Raw genomic sequence first — 13,738 nt, 5'->3', positions numbered from 1 at the left:
GGTCGGTGTATTGGCTGTTCAAGCTGACCACGGGCAAAGAGGGGATGGGCGCCGGCGACTTCAAACTGCTGGCCGCCCTGGGCGCCTGGCTGGGTTGGCAGATGCTGCTGCCCATCGTGCTCGGCGCCTCACTGATAGGCGCGGCTGTCGGCATCGTCATGAAATTCAGCGGAGCACTGCGCGAGGGCCGCTACGTGCCCTTCGGCCCCTTCCTCGCCGGCGCCGGCTTGGTGGTCCTGTTTGCCGGCCCCGAACGGGTGACTGGCTGGCTCGGCTGGAACTGATTCTTCATCCTGGCGACGCAACCGTGGCTGCCTTCACTGCGGTTCGACGCATCGGGCTGACCGGCGGGATCGGCAGCGGCAAGAGCACGGTCGCCATGCTGCTGCAACAGTGCGGCGCACACCTCGTGGATACCGACGCAATAGCACGCGCGCTCACCGCGCCGGAGGGCGCCGCCATTCCTGCACTGCGCGCGCGCTTCGGGCCGGAGAGCATCGATGCCGCCGGGGCCATGGACCGCGCCTGGATGCGCGAGCGTGCATTCGCCGACGGCGCGCTGCGGGAGGCGCTGGAAGCGCTGCTGCATCCGCTCATCGGGGCCGAAGCCGAACGCCAGGCAGGCAACGCCGATGAAAACGCCTGCGTCGTGTTCGATGTGCCGCTACTGGTGGAGTCGGGCCGCTGGCGCGCACGCGTTGACCGGGTGCTGGTGGTCGACTGCTCGGTGCAGCAACAGATCGAGCGAGTCGTGCGGCGCTCGGCGTGGAGCAGCGATGCGGTGCTGCGCGTCATCGCTCAGCAGGCGCCGCGTGAACTTCGGCGTGCCGCCGCCGACGCCGTGATCGACAACAGCGGGGAGGACCTCGCCGTTCTGAAGCTGGAAGTACAGGCCTTGTGGCGGCAGTGGGTGACCGCACACTGAAAGCGCCCTGGCACGCTGTGGAACAATCGGTCGCGTTGCATGCGGCGGGACGGCTGGCCTTGATTCTCTACGAACACCCTTTCAACGAAAGCATCCGCACGATGCTTCGGCTCGAACACCTGTTCGATCGCCTCCAGGTGCTGATCGAGCGCGACACCGCGATGGATCATCACTTCGCGCTGGCGACGATCTTCGAGATCGTCGATGTTGCGTCGCGCGCCGATCTTAAAAGCGACCTGCTGAAGGAACTCGAGCGCCACAAGCTGCAGCTCGCGCAGTACCGTGGCAACCCTTCCATCTCCGAAGCGGCGCTCGATCAGGTGATCGGCCGCCTCGACCAGGCCTTCGCCGCCCTCAACCAGTTGCCCGGCAAAGCGGGCCACACGCTGGCCTCCAACGAGTGGTTGATGAGCATCAGGAGCCGCATCAGCATTCCGGGGGGAACCTGCGAGTTCGATCTGCCGGCCTACTATGCGTGGCAACACGAAAGCGTCACGCGCCGCCAGAACGACCTGAGGCGGTGGTCCGAAACGCTGCTGCCGCTGGCCGATGCGCTCAAGGTGCTGCTCGCGCTGCTGCGTGAATCGGGCAGCCCCCACATGGTGGTCGCCGTGGGCGGGCAGTACCAGCAAAGCCTGCCGGTCGGGCGCAGCTTCAGCCTGATGCGAGTGCGGCTGGGCGACACGGCGGGTCTGGTCCCCGAGATCAGCGGCCACCGCCTCATGGCTTCGATCCGCCTGATGCGTCAGGACGCGGAAGGCCGCCTGCGCCCTTGCACCGAGGACGCCAGCTTCGAGCTGACGCTGTGCGCGTGAGCCGGCGACAGGTGCGTTGCCCGGGCTGCGGACAGCACAGCGAGTATTCGCCAACGAATGCTTTTCGTCCGTTTTGCAGCGAGCGCTGCAAGAACGCCGACTTCGGCGCGTGGGCCAGCGAGCGATACCGCGTTGAGACCGCGCCGCCGATAGAAGACGAGGAGTCGCCTGCATCCCCACCGCTTCAACCCCCGCACTGAGGGGTGCGCGGCTTCAGGTTAGGGATGACACTTTGGCCTTGTAACGCTTCTCCCCAGGTCGAAAACAGCATGGCTCAGACGTCCGGTTCTCATCGCGGCGCGCCTCCGGGCCAAGATTCGCAGGCCGATCATTCGGTCGATTCAAGCTCCGACGCACTGGCCGAAGACTCGGACGACGAGGTCTGGGCGCCCTCTTCCTGGGACTTGCGCCACGGGCTCGACGTGGCCGAGCTCACTGAATTACCGGCCGAATGGCCTACCGCCAAGCCGCGCTGAGGGTCGCCCCGTTCTGATGCCGCCGGCGCCAGCCGGCTCAGTCGCCGTGCGTCGGCCCTGAGAAACCGGCTTCCTGCGCAAGCCAGCAAAGCACCGGAACCGTGCCGGGCAGCACCGGTCGGACTTGCACCGGCAATTCCTGCCAGCGCGCCGACTGGCGCTCGCGCATCTGCAGTTCACCCGACCAGCGCCGTACCTTGCAGAAGTGCAGGCGCACGCGGGCGTGCGGATAGTCCATCAGTTCCACCTTCCAGGGTTCGGCCTCGCCGATGACGATGCCGAGTTCTTCGTGCAGTTCGCGTTTCAGCGCCTGCTCGACCGTCTCGCCCCGCTCCAGCTTGCCGCCCGGAAATTCCCAGTAGCCGGCGTAAACCTTGCCTTCGGGTCGTGAAGTGAGCAGGAAGCGGCCGTGAGCGTCGAACAGCACGCCGACCGCCACGTCCACTGCGATGCGCTCTGCGCTGCCGGCGTTGGCCGGCAGCCCTTCAGTCGAAGGCACCGCGGGGAGTGGCGCCGATCGCCTGCCCAGCCGCACCGGACGCCGTCGCCGCTCGACCGGCAAGGTCGCGCGCGAACTGCCATGCGACACGACCCGAGCGCGAGCCGCGCTCCAGCGCCCAGACCAGCGCCTGCGGCCGGGTGGCTGCGATCTCGGCCTCCCCGGCACCGAAGGAGCGCTGCCACTGCGCCGCGATGGCGAGGTACTCGTCCTGACTGAAGGGATAGAAACTGATCCAAAGCCCGAAACGCTCGGACAGCGAAATTTTCTCCTCAATCACCTCGCCCGGATGAACCTCGCCATCGGCGGTGTGCCGATAGCTGAGGTTCTCCTTCAGGTATTCGGGCAGCAAATGGCGGCGGTTGGAGGTTGCGACGATGAGCACGTTGTCGCTGGACTGCGCCACCGAGCCGTCGAGGATGGATTTCAGCGCCTTGTAGCCCGGTTCGCCGTCTTCGAAACTGAGATCGTCGCAAAAGACCACGAAACGCTCGGGCCGCGATGCGACCAAGTCGACGATATCGGGCAGATCGATCAAGTCGGACTTGTCCACCTCGATCAAGCGCAAGCCCTGCGGGGCGAATTCGTTCAGGCAGGCCTTCACCAGCGACGACTTGCCCGTGCCGCGTGCTCCGGTCAGCAGCACGTTGTTGGCCGGCTGCCCGGCCACGAACTGCTCCGTGTTGCGCATCAGGCGCGCTTTTTGCGGCTCAACCTCTTTCAGATCGGCCAACCGGATCGGCGCCACATGCCGCACGGGCTCCAGACGGCAGGATCCTGCGCGCTTGCGGTAGCGAAACGCCGTCGAGGCCGCCCAGTCGGGCGCTGCCAGCCGCTGGGGCAGCACCCCCTCCAGCCGCTCGAGCAGCGATTCGGCGCGGGCCAACAGGGTGTGCAAAGGATCGGAGGATTCAGGCATGCGAAGTGGTTCGGTCGGACGTACAAGATTCAGAATTCAGCGCGCGTTCGGCAGTTTACCGACGGGGTTTTGCGGTGACTCCCGGTGCTGTTTCGCTGTCACGCAGGCAGCGCAAGGCACGGCGCTTGCCGCACATCATGGCGCGGCGCAAACGCGGCGAGCCGCATTCAAGCCGAACCTTCAGCCCGCTCCCCGGACATTCCCATGACAAGCCGAACCTTGCTATCGCTGACCTTGCTTTTCGGCCTGAGCACCTTCGGTGCGTCCGCGCGGGAAGTCAACAACTGCCGGATCGAACCCGGCGCATTGTGCGGCGGCCACGAGTTGAGCGGCGCCAAGCTGAGCGGCAGCGATTTGTCGTTCGCCAGTCTGGCCGAAGCCGACCTGAGTGGCGCGGACCTCAGCGAGGCTCAGCTCAAGAACGCGGGACTCGAACGCGCCGATCTTCGACAGGCCAACCTGCGCGGCGCGACGCTCGACAAGATCGAGGCCAAGGGCGTCATGCTGCAGGAGGCCGATCTGCAGAACGCGAGCCTCGTAGGTGCCGACCTGGAGAATGCGAACCTGCGCAATGCCGACCTCAGCAACGCCAACCTCAAAGGCGCCAAACTCTTCGGCGCCGAACTCGGCGGCGCAACGTTCACCGGTGCCCAGCTACAACGCGCCGACATGAGCGCCACCACGCTGAGCGGCGCAAGCTTCGCCGGTGCCAACCTGCGCGGCACTCGGTTCGAGAACGCGGAACTCGACGGCGCGGATTTCCGCGGTGCCGAGATCGATGCGACCACCCAGTTTCGCGGCGCAAAAACCGAGGGCTGCATCGGCTGTCCCGAGCGCACCACCGGCGGCACGACCGATTCCCCGGCCAACGAAGCTCGCTGAGCACGATCGGCGTAAGCGCCTGCGGCCCGCCCTCGCAGACCGCCGCTTGCAGCTCAGCCCGTCCGACAGCGCAGTTCGGCCACCCGGTTTTCCGCCACCACGAACACGCGGTCGCCGGAGTTGCGCTCGATCGGGTGCATGCCGGTGAAAGCGCCGAACGCCGGCAGCACGCCGATCGGCCGTAGGGTTTCGCTGCCCAGCCAATAGCAGGGCAGCCGTAAGCGGTCGTGCGCACGACCTCCAACACCCACGCAAGGATGCCAGTGCCCGGCGAGCACATAGGCGCCGTCCACGACCTGCGGGTGGTGGCATAGCGCGAGGCCGCCGAGCCGCATGGGTTCGTCGAACATGTCGATGCCGAACGCTGCAGGCGGGTCGCCGGCGCGCAGATCGTGATTGCCGCGCACCAGGCTCAGATTCAGATGGGAATGGGCGTCCCGCCAACGCGCAAGGGAGCTCAGCGTGGCAGGCGCAAGCGAACGCGCCGAATGCAGGAAATCGCCGAGGAAGACGACGTGTTCGGCTCCGGTGGCCTCGACCAGTCGACCCAGCCGCTGCAAGGTTTCGGTGGTGGTGCCGCGCGGCACCGGCACGCCGAGCGCGCGGAACGACACCGCCTTGCCGACATGCGCGTCGGCGACCAGCAGCGTGCCCCGTTCGGGCAGGAAGACGGCGCGCTCGGCGAGCAGTTGCAGCCGCTCGCCGGCCAGCGCCAGCTCGAGCGGCGCGCTCACGCGTTCAGCCGAGCAACTGCGCCAGCGACGCGTCGAGGTGCTCGGTCGGCACGCGCTTGAATCCCGAGCGCGCGAAGCGCTGCAGCCGCCCGATCGCAAAACTGGTGAGCACCGAAGCGCGCGCCTGCGCATCGACGGTGGGCGTCTGCGAGCCGTTTGCCTCGGCCAGCGCGCGCAGGCTCTGGCGAAGCTGCGACTCGAAGCGGTCGAAGAACTGGTTCATGCGTGCGGTGAGGCGGTCGTTCTCGAAGACGAGCGCGTCGCCGGCCATCACACGCGTCATGCCGGGGTTTTTTTCGCCGAACTGCAGCAGCACGGTGAGCATGCGCTGCACCTGCGTTCCTGGCTCGGAGTCGTGATCGGCGATCTGATTGACGAGCGTGAAAACGCTGCTTTCGATGAACTCGATCAGCCCCTCGAACATCTGCGCCTTGCTCGCGAAGTGGCGGTAGAGCGCGGCCTCGCTCACGTCGAGCCGGGCAGCGAGTGCCGCGGTGGTGATGCGCTCGGCGCCGGGCTGTTCGAGCATCGCCGCCAGGGTGTGCAGGATCTGAATGCGCCGCTCGCCAGGCTTCGGACGCTTGCGCGCGACCGTTGACTCGCTGACCGCCTCGGGGGCGGTCGACAGGTTCGAAGGTTCGGTCAGCGGGAGGTCGGGCATGCGCGCAATCAGCAAAAATGTATTCGTAACTTTTGTAGCGAAGGAATTCTTGCATACACATAAACAGGCTTTCGACGCAAGCGCGCACCTACTTCGGGTCCATGTGCATTGCGCCACAAATAGCGTTGCATCCACACCGTGCGCAGGCCGAGCGCATGCGCGCTGCGCTGGTGAGCGAGCGTGTCTTCCACCAGGACACAGCGCTCGGGACGCAGCTTGAGGCGGGCCAGCACGATGCGCAACATGCGGCCGTCCGGCTTGGGACGCAGCCGGCCGAAGCAACGCATGCGCTCGATGCTGATGACCGCTTCGAAAGCGCCCGCCAAGCCGAGGCCCGTGAGGACGCGCTTGGCGTAAGCCGCCGGCGCGTTCGTCAGAACGAACTTTCGTCCTGGCAGCGCTTTCAATGCCGCGCGGTCGCGGGCGTTGACTGTGAGGTGGGCCTCCAAATCCGGCAGGCGATGCGTGTCCTCGAGAAAATGCGCCGCGCGCACGCCGTGGTGGCGCTCCAGGCCCAGCAGGGTGGCGCCGTGACGGCGCCAGTAGTCGAGCCGCAACACGTCGGCCTCGGCGGGATCGAGCCGCAGTTCGCGGGCGATGTAGGTCGTCATCGCCTCGTCGATGAGGCGCAGCGCCCCGTTCGAGGCGTCGTGCAGGGTGTTGTCGAGGTCGAACAGCCAGACCGGCCGTGGTCGTTTCACGGCGGCATGCTGCCCCGCTCTCAATGCGAGCGGATCATCGTGCGAGGGCCACGGGTCGTCACGCTGCCCCGCTCTCAATGCGAGCGGATCATCGTGCCGTAGGCCTGATCGCTCAGGATCTCGAGCAACATGGCGTGCGGCACGCGGCCGTCGATGATGTGCACCGCGTTCACGCCGCTCTTGGCAGCGTCCAGCGCGCCGGCGATCTTGGGCAGCATGCCGCCGGAGATGGTGCCGTCGGCGAAGAGCTCGTCGATCTGGCGGGCCGACAGGTTGGTGAGCAGCTTGCCCGCCTTGTCGAGCACGCCGGGAATGTTGGTCAGCAGCAGCAGCTTCTCGGCCTTCAGCACCGTGGCCAGCTTGCTCGCCACCAGATCGGCGTTGATGTTGTAGCTCTCGTTGTTCTCGCCGAAACCGATCGGGCTGATGACGGGAATGAACTGGTCGTCCTGCAGCGCCTTCACCACCGCCGGGTCGATGGCGGTGATCTCGCCCACGTGACCCACGTCGTGCTCGATGCTCGGATCGTCCTTGTCGATCATCTTGAGCTTGCGCGCGCGGATCATGCCGCCGTCGCGCCCGGTCAGGCCCACCGCCTTGCCGCCCACCGAGTTGATGAGGCCGACGATGTCCTGCTGCACCGCGCCGCCGAGCACCCACTCGACCACCTCCATCGTCTCGGCATCGGTCACGCGCATGCCCTGGATGAAGGTGCCCTTCTTGCCCAGCCGCGAAAGCGCCTCGTCGATCTGCGGCCCGCCGCCGTGCACCACCACCGGGTTCATGCCGACCAGCTTGAGCAGCACCACGTCTTCGGCAAAGTCCTGCTGCAACGCAGGGTCGGTCATCGCGTTGCCGCCGTACTTGATGACCAGCGTCTTGCCGTGGAACTTGCGGATGTAGGGCAGCGCCTGGGCCAGGATCTCGGCCTTGTCGCGCGGGGCGATCTGCGACACGTCGCTCGGCATTGCGGCGGCGGAGGGGCTGGAAGGCTCGGAACTCATGGCGGTCTTTCGGTGGCGGCGCGCGAGACGGAAAATTGTAGGCGGCAGCGCCGACGCGGCTTGCCCCTGCGGCGGGGTACCCGCGGCATCAGCGGGCAAAATTACAACGACCCTCTCGAACCCCAGGAGCTCTTCATGACGCGCTCACCGATCACCCGCCGACACAGCTTGCTCGCACTGGCCGGCCTTACGGCCTTCGTGGCCGCCCCGCACGCCTTTGCGGCCGCACGGCCTCACGTCGAGGTGTGGAAGAGCCCGAGCTGCGGCTGCTGCAAGGACTGGATCGCCCACCTGCAGGCCAACGGCTTCGACGTAACGGCCTTCGACACCGGCAACACCGACGTGCGCGCACAGCTCGGCATGCCGCAGCAATACGGCTCCTGCCACACCGGCCGCGTGGCCGGCTATGCGCTCGAAGGCCACGTGCCGGCGCGCGAGGTGCATCGGCTGCTGAAGGAAAAGCCGTCGGCTGTGGGCCTGGCGGTGCCCGCCATGCCGGTCGGCTCGCCCGGCATGGACGGCCCCGAATACGGTTCGCGCAAGGATCCCTACGATGTGCTGCTGGTGCAGCGCGACGGCAAGGCCAGCGTCTATCAGGCCTATCGTTGAGCATCGCCTTCGACGAAAGAGTGCCCATGAAACGCACGATCCTCGCCGGGCTGGCTCTGGCCTGTATCCCTCTGCTGGGCCACGCACAGGCCACGACCGACGCCGAGGTGCGCAAGGTCGATGCCGCACGGGGCAAGATCACCCTCAAGCACGGCGAGATCAAGAACCTGGACATGCCGGCGATGAGCATGGTGTTTGCAGTCAGGGACGCGGCCATGCTGACTCGCGTTCAACCGGGCGACAAGGTGCACTTCACCGCCGACAAGATCAAGGGCATCTACACCGTCACCTCGATCGAGATCAGGAAGTGACGCAGCCGTGGCAGTGAACGCAAGCCATTCCGGCGCGGCCTTGCACGGCGCAAAGCGCCGGCCGCGCATGCAGCCGATCGACGCAAGGCCGGATTGACGTGACGCACAGCCACGACCTCAGCCCCTGGCAACACCGCCACGATTTCTCCGCCGACCGCGGCAAGGCCGAGCGCCGCACGCACTGGGTCATCGCCATCACCCTGGCGATGATGGTGGCCGAGATCACGGCCGGCTGGGCCTGGAACTCGATGGCCTTGCTGGCCGACGGCTGGCACATGGGCACGCACGCAGCGGCCATCGGCGTGGCCGCGCTGAGCTACGCGCTGGCCCGGCGCTGGGCCGGCGACGCGCGCTTTTCGCTGGGGCCCTGGAAGGTCGAAGTGCTGGGCGCCTACACCAGCGCGGTGCTGCTAGGCGTGGTGGCGCTGGGCATCGCCGTCGAGTCGGGACTGCGGCTGTGGACGCCGCGCGCGGTCTCCTATGACGAATCGCTGATGGTCGCGGCGCTCGGCCTGGTGGTCAACGCGGTGTGCGCCAGGCTGCTGCACGGCGGGCACGCGCATCCTCCTGACGACCACTCCGCCGGGCATCGGCACGAGCACGCGCACGCGCACGCGGATGAGCCCGCGCACGCTCCTCACGCACAGGAACAAGCAGCGCAACACGCACCGAAGCACACGCACGCCCACGATCACGCTCACGGCGGCGACCTCAACCTCAAGGCCGCCTACCTGCACGTGCTGGCGGATGCGGCGACCTCGGTGCTGGCGATCGCCGCGCTGCTGGCCGGCAAGTACGCCGGGTGGGAGTGGATGGACCCGGTCATCGGCCTGCTCGGTGCGGCGCTGATCGCGGTGTGGTCGCTCGGGCTGCTGCGGCAGACCTCGAAGATCCTGCTCGACCGCGAGATGGACGATCCGCTCGCCGCCCAGGTGCGCGAGCGGCTCGAGTCGGACGGCGATGCGCGCGTGGCCGACCTGCACTTGTGGCGTGTCGGTGACGCGCGCTTCGCCTGCCATGCCACGGTCGTCGCAGATGTGCCGCTGGCAGCGGACACCTATCGCGAGCGCCTGCACGGCTTGCCGGCATTGGCGCATGCGCTGATCGAAGTCAATCGCTGCCGAAGTGCCGGCGCCGTGGCGAAACGCAACTAGCGCATTTGCCGATACCTGGAAGTGGATGCCTGACAGCGCCCATGGTCACGCGCAGGCAGCCGAAATAGTTCAGCCGCATCGTGCACTCGAAGATGCGCGAGCGCTCGTAGCCCGCCTCGATGGCGCGGCGAATGGAGCAGCCGCGTTTTCGATGAGGAAAAGACGCCGTGCTCGGCTAACCTGCCCGCGCGCATGCGCGGGCCGCAGTGCGGCACTCGACTACACCACGCGCAAGCGACAGATCAGGGCTGCACTTGCCCGGGCATCGCCCACAGCAGGGCCGCCGTCATGGTCAAGTAGCGAGCGAACTTGCCGATCGCCATGTACCCCAGGCAAGGCCAGAACGGCAGCTTGAGCCAGCCGGCAACGGCGCACAGCGGGTCCCCCACGACCGGCAACCAAGCCAGCAGGCAGGCCTTGGCGCCGAAGCGCTCGAGCCAGCCCAGCACGCGGTGCTCGACCGGCTTGTGCCGCACGCGCTCGACCGCCAACTCGGCGCCGTAACCCATCCACCAGCTGACCGCGCCGCCGAGCGTGTTGCCGGCCGTCGCGACCAGCACCGCGGGCCAGAACAGTTCGGGGTTCAGCTTGACGAGCCCGAACACCACCGGCTCGGAGCCGAGCGGCAACAGCGTCGCTGAAATGAAAGCGACGACGAACACGGTGCTCAAGCCGAATTTCGGCAGCGCGAGCAGCGCCAACAGGGATTCGAGCCAGGCTTCCACGAGCGCGCATTGTCATCGCAGCATGCCGAGCGCAGCAGCACGGGGGTATGCGGCACGCGGCCGTGCGTGGTTTTCGCCTCGCTATACTTTGCCTTCTTTTTAAGCACCCCCATCGCCCGTGTCACCGTTGCGCATCGGCTCCATCGAGCTACCCGGCCGGCTGTTTGCCGCACCCATGGCGGGCGTCACCGACCGGCCGTTCCGGCAGTTGTGCAGGCGCCTGGGCGCGCACTACGCGGTCAGCGAAATGGTCACGTCGCGGCGGGATCTGTGGACGAGCCTGAAGACCTCTCGGCGGGCCGACCATGAAGGCGAAGCAGCACCGATCGCCGTGCAGATCGCAGGCACCGAGCCGATCATGATGGCGGAGGCAGCCGCCTACAACATCGACCGCGGCGCCCAGGTCATCGACATCAACATGGGCTGCCCCGCCAAGAAGGTGTGCAACGTGTGGGCCGGCTCGGCGCTCATGAAGGACGAGCCGCTCGCGCTGCGCATCGTCGAGGCGGTGGTCAGCGCCTGTGCGCCGCGCGGCGTGCCGGTGACCTTGAAGATGCGCACCGGCTGGAGCGCGAACGAGCGCAATGCCGTCGCGCTCGCGCGCCGCGCCGAAGCGCTGGGCGTGGCGATGCTCACCGTTCACGGCCGCACGCGCGAGCAGGGCTACAGCGGCGTCGCCGAGTACGACACCCTCGCGGCCGTGAAGGCGGCGGTGCGCGTGCCGGTGGTTGCCAACGGCGACATCGACACGCCCGAGAAGGCGCGTGCTGTGTTCGCCGCCACCGGCGCCGACGCGCTGATGATCGGCCGCGCGGCGCAGGGCCGGCCGTGGATCTTTCGCGAGATCGGCCACTTCCTCGCAACGGGAGAACACTGCCCCGCTCCGCGCACGCTCGAGGTCAAGGCCTGGCTGCTCGAGCACTTGCTCGATCACTACGGCTTGTACGGCGAATTCACCGGCGTGCGCACGGCTCGCAAGCACATCGGCTGGGCAGTGCGGTCGTTGCCCGGCGGCGAGCTGTTCCGCGCCCGCATGAACACGCTGGAAAGCTGTGAAGCGCAGCTCGCTGCGGTCACCGAGTTTTTCGATGTGCTCGCTTCAAAGCACCCGAGCTTGCCGCGCCATACAGCGGGGCACGACACCAGGATCGAGCCCGAACCGGAGCGGCATGCGGCATGAGCAAGAAGCAGATCGATGCCTGCATCCGGGAGAGCCTGGAAACCTACTTCAAGGACCTGCGCGGCGCCGAGCCGCATTCGGTCTACGACATGGTGATCCAGGTGGTCGAGAAGCCGCTGCTCGACGTCGTGATGCAGCGCGCCGAAGGCAACCAGTCGCGCGCGGCCGAATGGCTGGGCATCAACCGCAACACGCTGCGGCGCAAGCTGGTCGAGCACAAACTCATCAAGTGATCGACCGCGTGTGCAACGCCCTACTCCGAGTCGTCCCATGTCCGTGCTGACCGCCCTGCTTTCCGTTTCCGACAAGACCGGCATCGTCGACTTCGCGCGCGCGCTGCAGGCGCTGGGCATCCGGCTGCTTTCGACCGGCGGCACGGCCAGACTGCTGCAGGACGCCGGTCTGTCGGTCACCGAAGTCGCCGAGCACACGGGATTCCCCGAGATGCTCGACGGCCGCGTCAAGACGCTGCATCCCGCCATCCACGGCGGCCTGCTGGCGCGTCGCAACCACCCCGCACACATGGCCTCGCTGGCCGAGCACGGCATCGCGACGATCGATCTGCTGGTGGTCAACCTCTATCCTTTCGAGGCCACCGTCGCCAAGCCCGGCTGCACCCTCGAAGAGGCGATCGAGAACATAGACATCGGCGGCCCGGCCATGGTGCGTTCGGCCGCCAAGAACTGGCAGGACGTGGCGGTGCTCACCGACGCTTCGCAGTACGCCGACGTGCTGGCCGAGCTGCAACGCGACGGCCACGTCGCCAAGGCGACCCGCTTCGCGCTCGCCGTCGCCGCCTTCAACCGCATCAGCAACTACGACGCTGCGATCAGCGACCACCTGTCCTCTCTGCAACTCGGCGACGAGGGCGAGCCGCAGCGCAGCGAGTTCCCGGCACAGAGCAACGGCCGCTTCGTCAAGCTGCAGGACCTGCGCTATGGCGAAAACCCGCACCAGGCTGCGGCCTTCTACCGCGACCTTTACCCCGCCCCCGGCTCACTGGTCACCGCCACGCAGTTGCAGGGCAAGGAGCTCTCCTACAACAACATCGCCGATGCGGACGCGGCCTGGGAGTGCGTGAAGTCCTTCGATCCCGACAGCGACGGCCCGGCCTGCGTGATCGTCAAGCATGCCAATCCCTGCGGCGCGGCACTCGGCGCGGATGCCGCCGAGGCCTACGCCAAGGCCTTCAAGACCGATCCGACCTCGGCCTTCGGCGGAATCATCGCCTTCAACGTGCCGCTCGATGCGGCGGCGGCCGAGCAGGTCGCGAAGCAGTTCGTCGAGGTCGTCATCGCGCCGGCCTACCGCGACGAGGCACGCGCGCTGCTCGCCGCCAAGGCCAACACCCGCGTGCTGCAGATCAGCCTCGATGGCGTGAAGCACGACGCCCCGGATGCCTGGTCGCGCGGCCTCAATGCGCATGATGTGAAGCGCGTCGGCTCGGGCTTGCTGATCCAAAGCGCCGACAACCACACGATCGCCGCCGCCGATCTGCGGCTCGCCACGCAGCGCGCGCCCACCGAGGCGCAGACGGCCGACCTGCTGTTCGCCTGGAAGATCGCCAAGTTCGTTAAGAGCAATGCGATCGTGTTCTGCGGGGGCGGCATGACCTTGGGCGTGGGCGCGGGGCAGATGAGCCGCATCGACAGCGCGCGCATCGCCGGCATCAAGGCGGCCAACGCCGGCCTCTCGCTGCAGGGCTCGGTGGTGGCGAGCGACGCCTTCTTCCCGTTTCGTGACGGCCTCGACGTGCTGGCCGACGCCGGCTGCGCGTGCGTCATCCAGCCGGGCGGCAGCGTGCGCGACGACGAGGTCGTCAAGGCCGCCGACGAGCGCGGCATCGCGATGCTGCTGACGGGCGTGCGGCACTTCCGCCATTGAGATGACGACCCTCGGGTCACTTCGTTTGCGGCCCGCAGGGGGCGCTCAGCCGGCTGGGGAGTGGTCCAGTGCGGGCTGAAACGAAACGACGGTCTGTTGTTGGCTCGGTGCGGATGTTCGACGGGCGTTGCTGCTGCTTTGCCGAGGTTGGGCGTGTGCAAAGCCGCGGGCGGGCGGCGGGCTTCGCTTCAGTGCGGCGGTCGGCCCTGCGGGCCGACTGCGCTGTGCTGCTCGGGCTCGTGGCTGCGTCGCAGAACTC

The 13,738-nt window shown here is 67.4% G+C and carries 19 protein-coding genes and 1 pseudogene; 12 read left to right on the top strand and 8 right to left on the bottom strand.

The genetic code is table 11. The annotated features are described in order from the left end of the window. The 5 genes from H0W40_RS16415 to H0W40_RS16395 all read left to right on the top strand — a co-directional run. Positions 1-284 (top strand): A24 family peptidase (locus tag H0W40_RS16415; protein ID WP_292448297.1); only part of this gene is annotated, 284 nt, incomplete at its 5' end. 23 nt (positions 285-307) lie between these two features. Further along, a complete protein-coding gene (gene coaE, locus H0W40_RS16410; protein WP_292448295.1) occupies positions 308-925 on the top strand; it encodes a dephospho-CoA kinase in 618 nt (205 codons plus the stop codon). A gap of 59 nt (positions 926-984) precedes the next feature. Then, positions 985-1,740 carry a cell division protein ZapD gene (gene zapD / locus H0W40_RS16405; protein WP_292448303.1) on the top strand — a complete coding sequence of 252 codons (756 nt, stop codon included), beginning with the start codon at positions 985-987 and terminating at the stop codon, positions 1,738-1,740. Beyond that, entirely contained in the window at positions 1,731-1,940 is a 210-nt protein-coding gene (locus H0W40_RS16400; RefSeq protein WP_292448294.1) for a DNA gyrase inhibitor YacG, read from the top strand. The genes zapD and H0W40_RS16400 overlap by 10 nt, the downstream gene beginning before the upstream one ends. 69 nt (positions 1,941-2,009) lie before the next feature. After that, complete coding sequence (locus H0W40_RS16395) at positions 2,010-2,216, top strand: hypothetical protein (protein WP_292448291.1); 207 nt, start codon at positions 2,010-2,012, stop codon at positions 2,214-2,216. Positions 2,217-2,253: 37 nt separating this feature from the next. Here the strand turns inward: H0W40_RS16395 and H0W40_RS16390 are convergent, their stop codons facing one another. Beyond that, complete coding sequence (locus H0W40_RS16390; protein WP_292448288.1) at positions 2,254-2,715, bottom strand: NUDIX domain-containing protein; 462 nt, start codon at positions 2,713-2,715, stop codon at positions 2,254-2,256. Beyond that, positions 2,702-3,634 (bottom strand): ATP-binding protein, encoded by a 933-nt coding sequence (locus H0W40_RS16385; protein WP_292448286.1) that lies wholly within the window; start codon positions 3,632-3,634, stop codon positions 2,702-2,704. Before H0W40_RS16385 ends, H0W40_RS16390 begins: the two co-directional genes overlap by 14 nt. A 204-nt stretch (positions 3,635-3,838) precedes the next feature. Between H0W40_RS16385 and H0W40_RS16380 the strand changes: the two genes are divergently transcribed. Beyond that, a complete protein-coding gene (locus H0W40_RS16380) occupies positions 3,839-4,516 on the top strand; it encodes a pentapeptide repeat-containing protein (protein ID WP_292448283.1) in 678 nt (225 codons plus the stop codon). A 53-nt stretch (positions 4,517-4,569) separates the two neighbouring features. On the opposite strand, the gene pdeM is transcribed toward H0W40_RS16380, so the two are convergent. The 4 genes from pdeM to argB all read right to left on the bottom strand — a co-directional run bounded on the left by pdeM (position 4,570) and on the right by argB (position 7,616). Next, on the bottom strand, positions 4,570-5,250 hold the full coding sequence (pdeM, locus tag H0W40_RS16375) for a ligase-associated DNA damage response endonuclease PdeM (RefSeq protein WP_292448281.1): 681 nt from the start codon (positions 5,248-5,250) through the stop codon (positions 4,570-4,572). 4 nt (positions 5,251-5,254) lie between these two features. Further along, complete coding sequence (gene slmA / locus H0W40_RS16370) at positions 5,255-5,911, bottom strand: nucleoid occlusion factor SlmA (protein ID WP_292448278.1); 657 nt, start codon at positions 5,909-5,911, stop codon at positions 5,255-5,257. Between the two features lie 8 nt (positions 5,912-5,919). Next, a complete protein-coding gene (locus H0W40_RS16365; protein ID WP_292448275.1) occupies positions 5,920-6,612 on the bottom strand; it encodes a pyrimidine 5'-nucleotidase in 693 nt (230 codons plus the stop codon). Between the two features lie 74 nt (positions 6,613-6,686). Next, positions 6,687-7,616 carry an acetylglutamate kinase gene (gene argB / locus H0W40_RS16360; RefSeq protein ID WP_292448272.1) on the bottom strand — a complete coding sequence of 310 codons (930 nt, stop codon included), beginning with the start codon at positions 7,614-7,616 and terminating at the stop codon, positions 6,687-6,689. Between the two features lie 135 nt (positions 7,617-7,751). Between argB and H0W40_RS16355 the strand changes: the two genes are divergently transcribed. The 3 genes from H0W40_RS16355 to dmeF all read left to right on the top strand — a co-directional run bounded on the left by H0W40_RS16355 (position 7,752) and on the right by dmeF (position 9,690). Continuing rightward, positions 7,752-8,225: a DUF411 domain-containing protein gene (locus H0W40_RS16355; protein ID WP_292448270.1), complete on the top strand. Its 474-nt coding sequence runs from the start codon at positions 7,752-7,754 to the stop codon at positions 8,223-8,225. A gap of 26 nt (positions 8,226-8,251) precedes the next feature. Continuing rightward, the gene (locus H0W40_RS16350) at positions 8,252-8,536 is read left to right on the top strand and encodes a copper-binding protein (protein WP_292448267.1); all 285 of its coding nucleotides are present in this window, start codon (positions 8,252-8,254) and stop codon (positions 8,534-8,536) included. A 98-nt stretch (positions 8,537-8,634) separates the two neighbouring features. After that, positions 8,635-9,690 (top strand): CDF family Co(II)/Ni(II) efflux transporter DmeF, encoded by a 1,056-nt coding sequence (dmeF, locus tag H0W40_RS16345; RefSeq protein ID WP_292448264.1) that lies wholly within the window; start codon positions 8,635-8,637, stop codon positions 9,688-9,690. A 37-nt stretch (positions 9,691-9,727) separates the two neighbouring features. On the opposite strand, the pseudogene H0W40_RS20070 reads toward dmeF, so the two are convergent. Together H0W40_RS20070 and H0W40_RS16340 are read right to left on the bottom strand one after the other, a co-directional pair. Further along, positions 9,728-9,832 (bottom strand): annotated as a pseudogene (locus H0W40_RS20070) (fatty acyl-CoA reductase); the annotation flags it as partial. Positions 9,833-9,932: 100 nt separating this feature from the next. Further along, positions 9,933-10,415 (bottom strand): YqaA family protein, encoded by a 483-nt coding sequence (locus H0W40_RS16340; RefSeq protein ID WP_292448261.1) that lies wholly within the window; start codon positions 10,413-10,415, stop codon positions 9,933-9,935. Between the two features lie 127 nt (positions 10,416-10,542). Here H0W40_RS16340 and dusB point away from each other — a divergent pair, with 127 nt between their 5' ends. Genes dusB through purH form a run of 3 tightly spaced genes read left to right on the top strand, consistent with a single transcriptional unit; the run spans position 10,543 to position 13,479 of the window. Beyond that, the gene (dusB, locus tag H0W40_RS16335) at positions 10,543-11,595 is read left to right on the top strand and encodes a tRNA dihydrouridine synthase DusB (protein ID WP_292448299.1); all 1,053 of its coding nucleotides are present in this window, start codon (positions 10,543-10,545) and stop codon (positions 11,593-11,595) included. Further along, positions 11,592-11,828 (top strand): Fis family transcriptional regulator, encoded by a 237-nt coding sequence (locus H0W40_RS16330; protein ID WP_292448258.1) that lies wholly within the window; start codon positions 11,592-11,594, stop codon positions 11,826-11,828. The genes dusB and H0W40_RS16330 overlap by 4 nt, the downstream gene beginning before the upstream one ends. Before the next feature lie 37 nt (positions 11,829-11,865). Next, positions 11,866-13,479: a bifunctional phosphoribosylaminoimidazolecarboxamide formyltransferase/IMP cyclohydrolase gene (gene purH, locus H0W40_RS16325; protein ID WP_292448256.1), complete on the top strand. Its 1,614-nt coding sequence runs from the start codon at positions 11,866-11,868 to the stop codon at positions 13,477-13,479. Positions 13,480-13,738: the final 259 nt, after the last annotated feature.

It is taken from the genome of Methylibium sp., from assembly GCF_013817345.1.
GTDB lineage: Bacteria > Pseudomonadota > Gammaproteobacteria > Burkholderiales > Burkholderiaceae_C > Methylibium.
The sequence above is the reverse complement of the archived record's forward strand: the minus strand, read 5'-3'. Positions and strand labels throughout refer to the sequence as shown.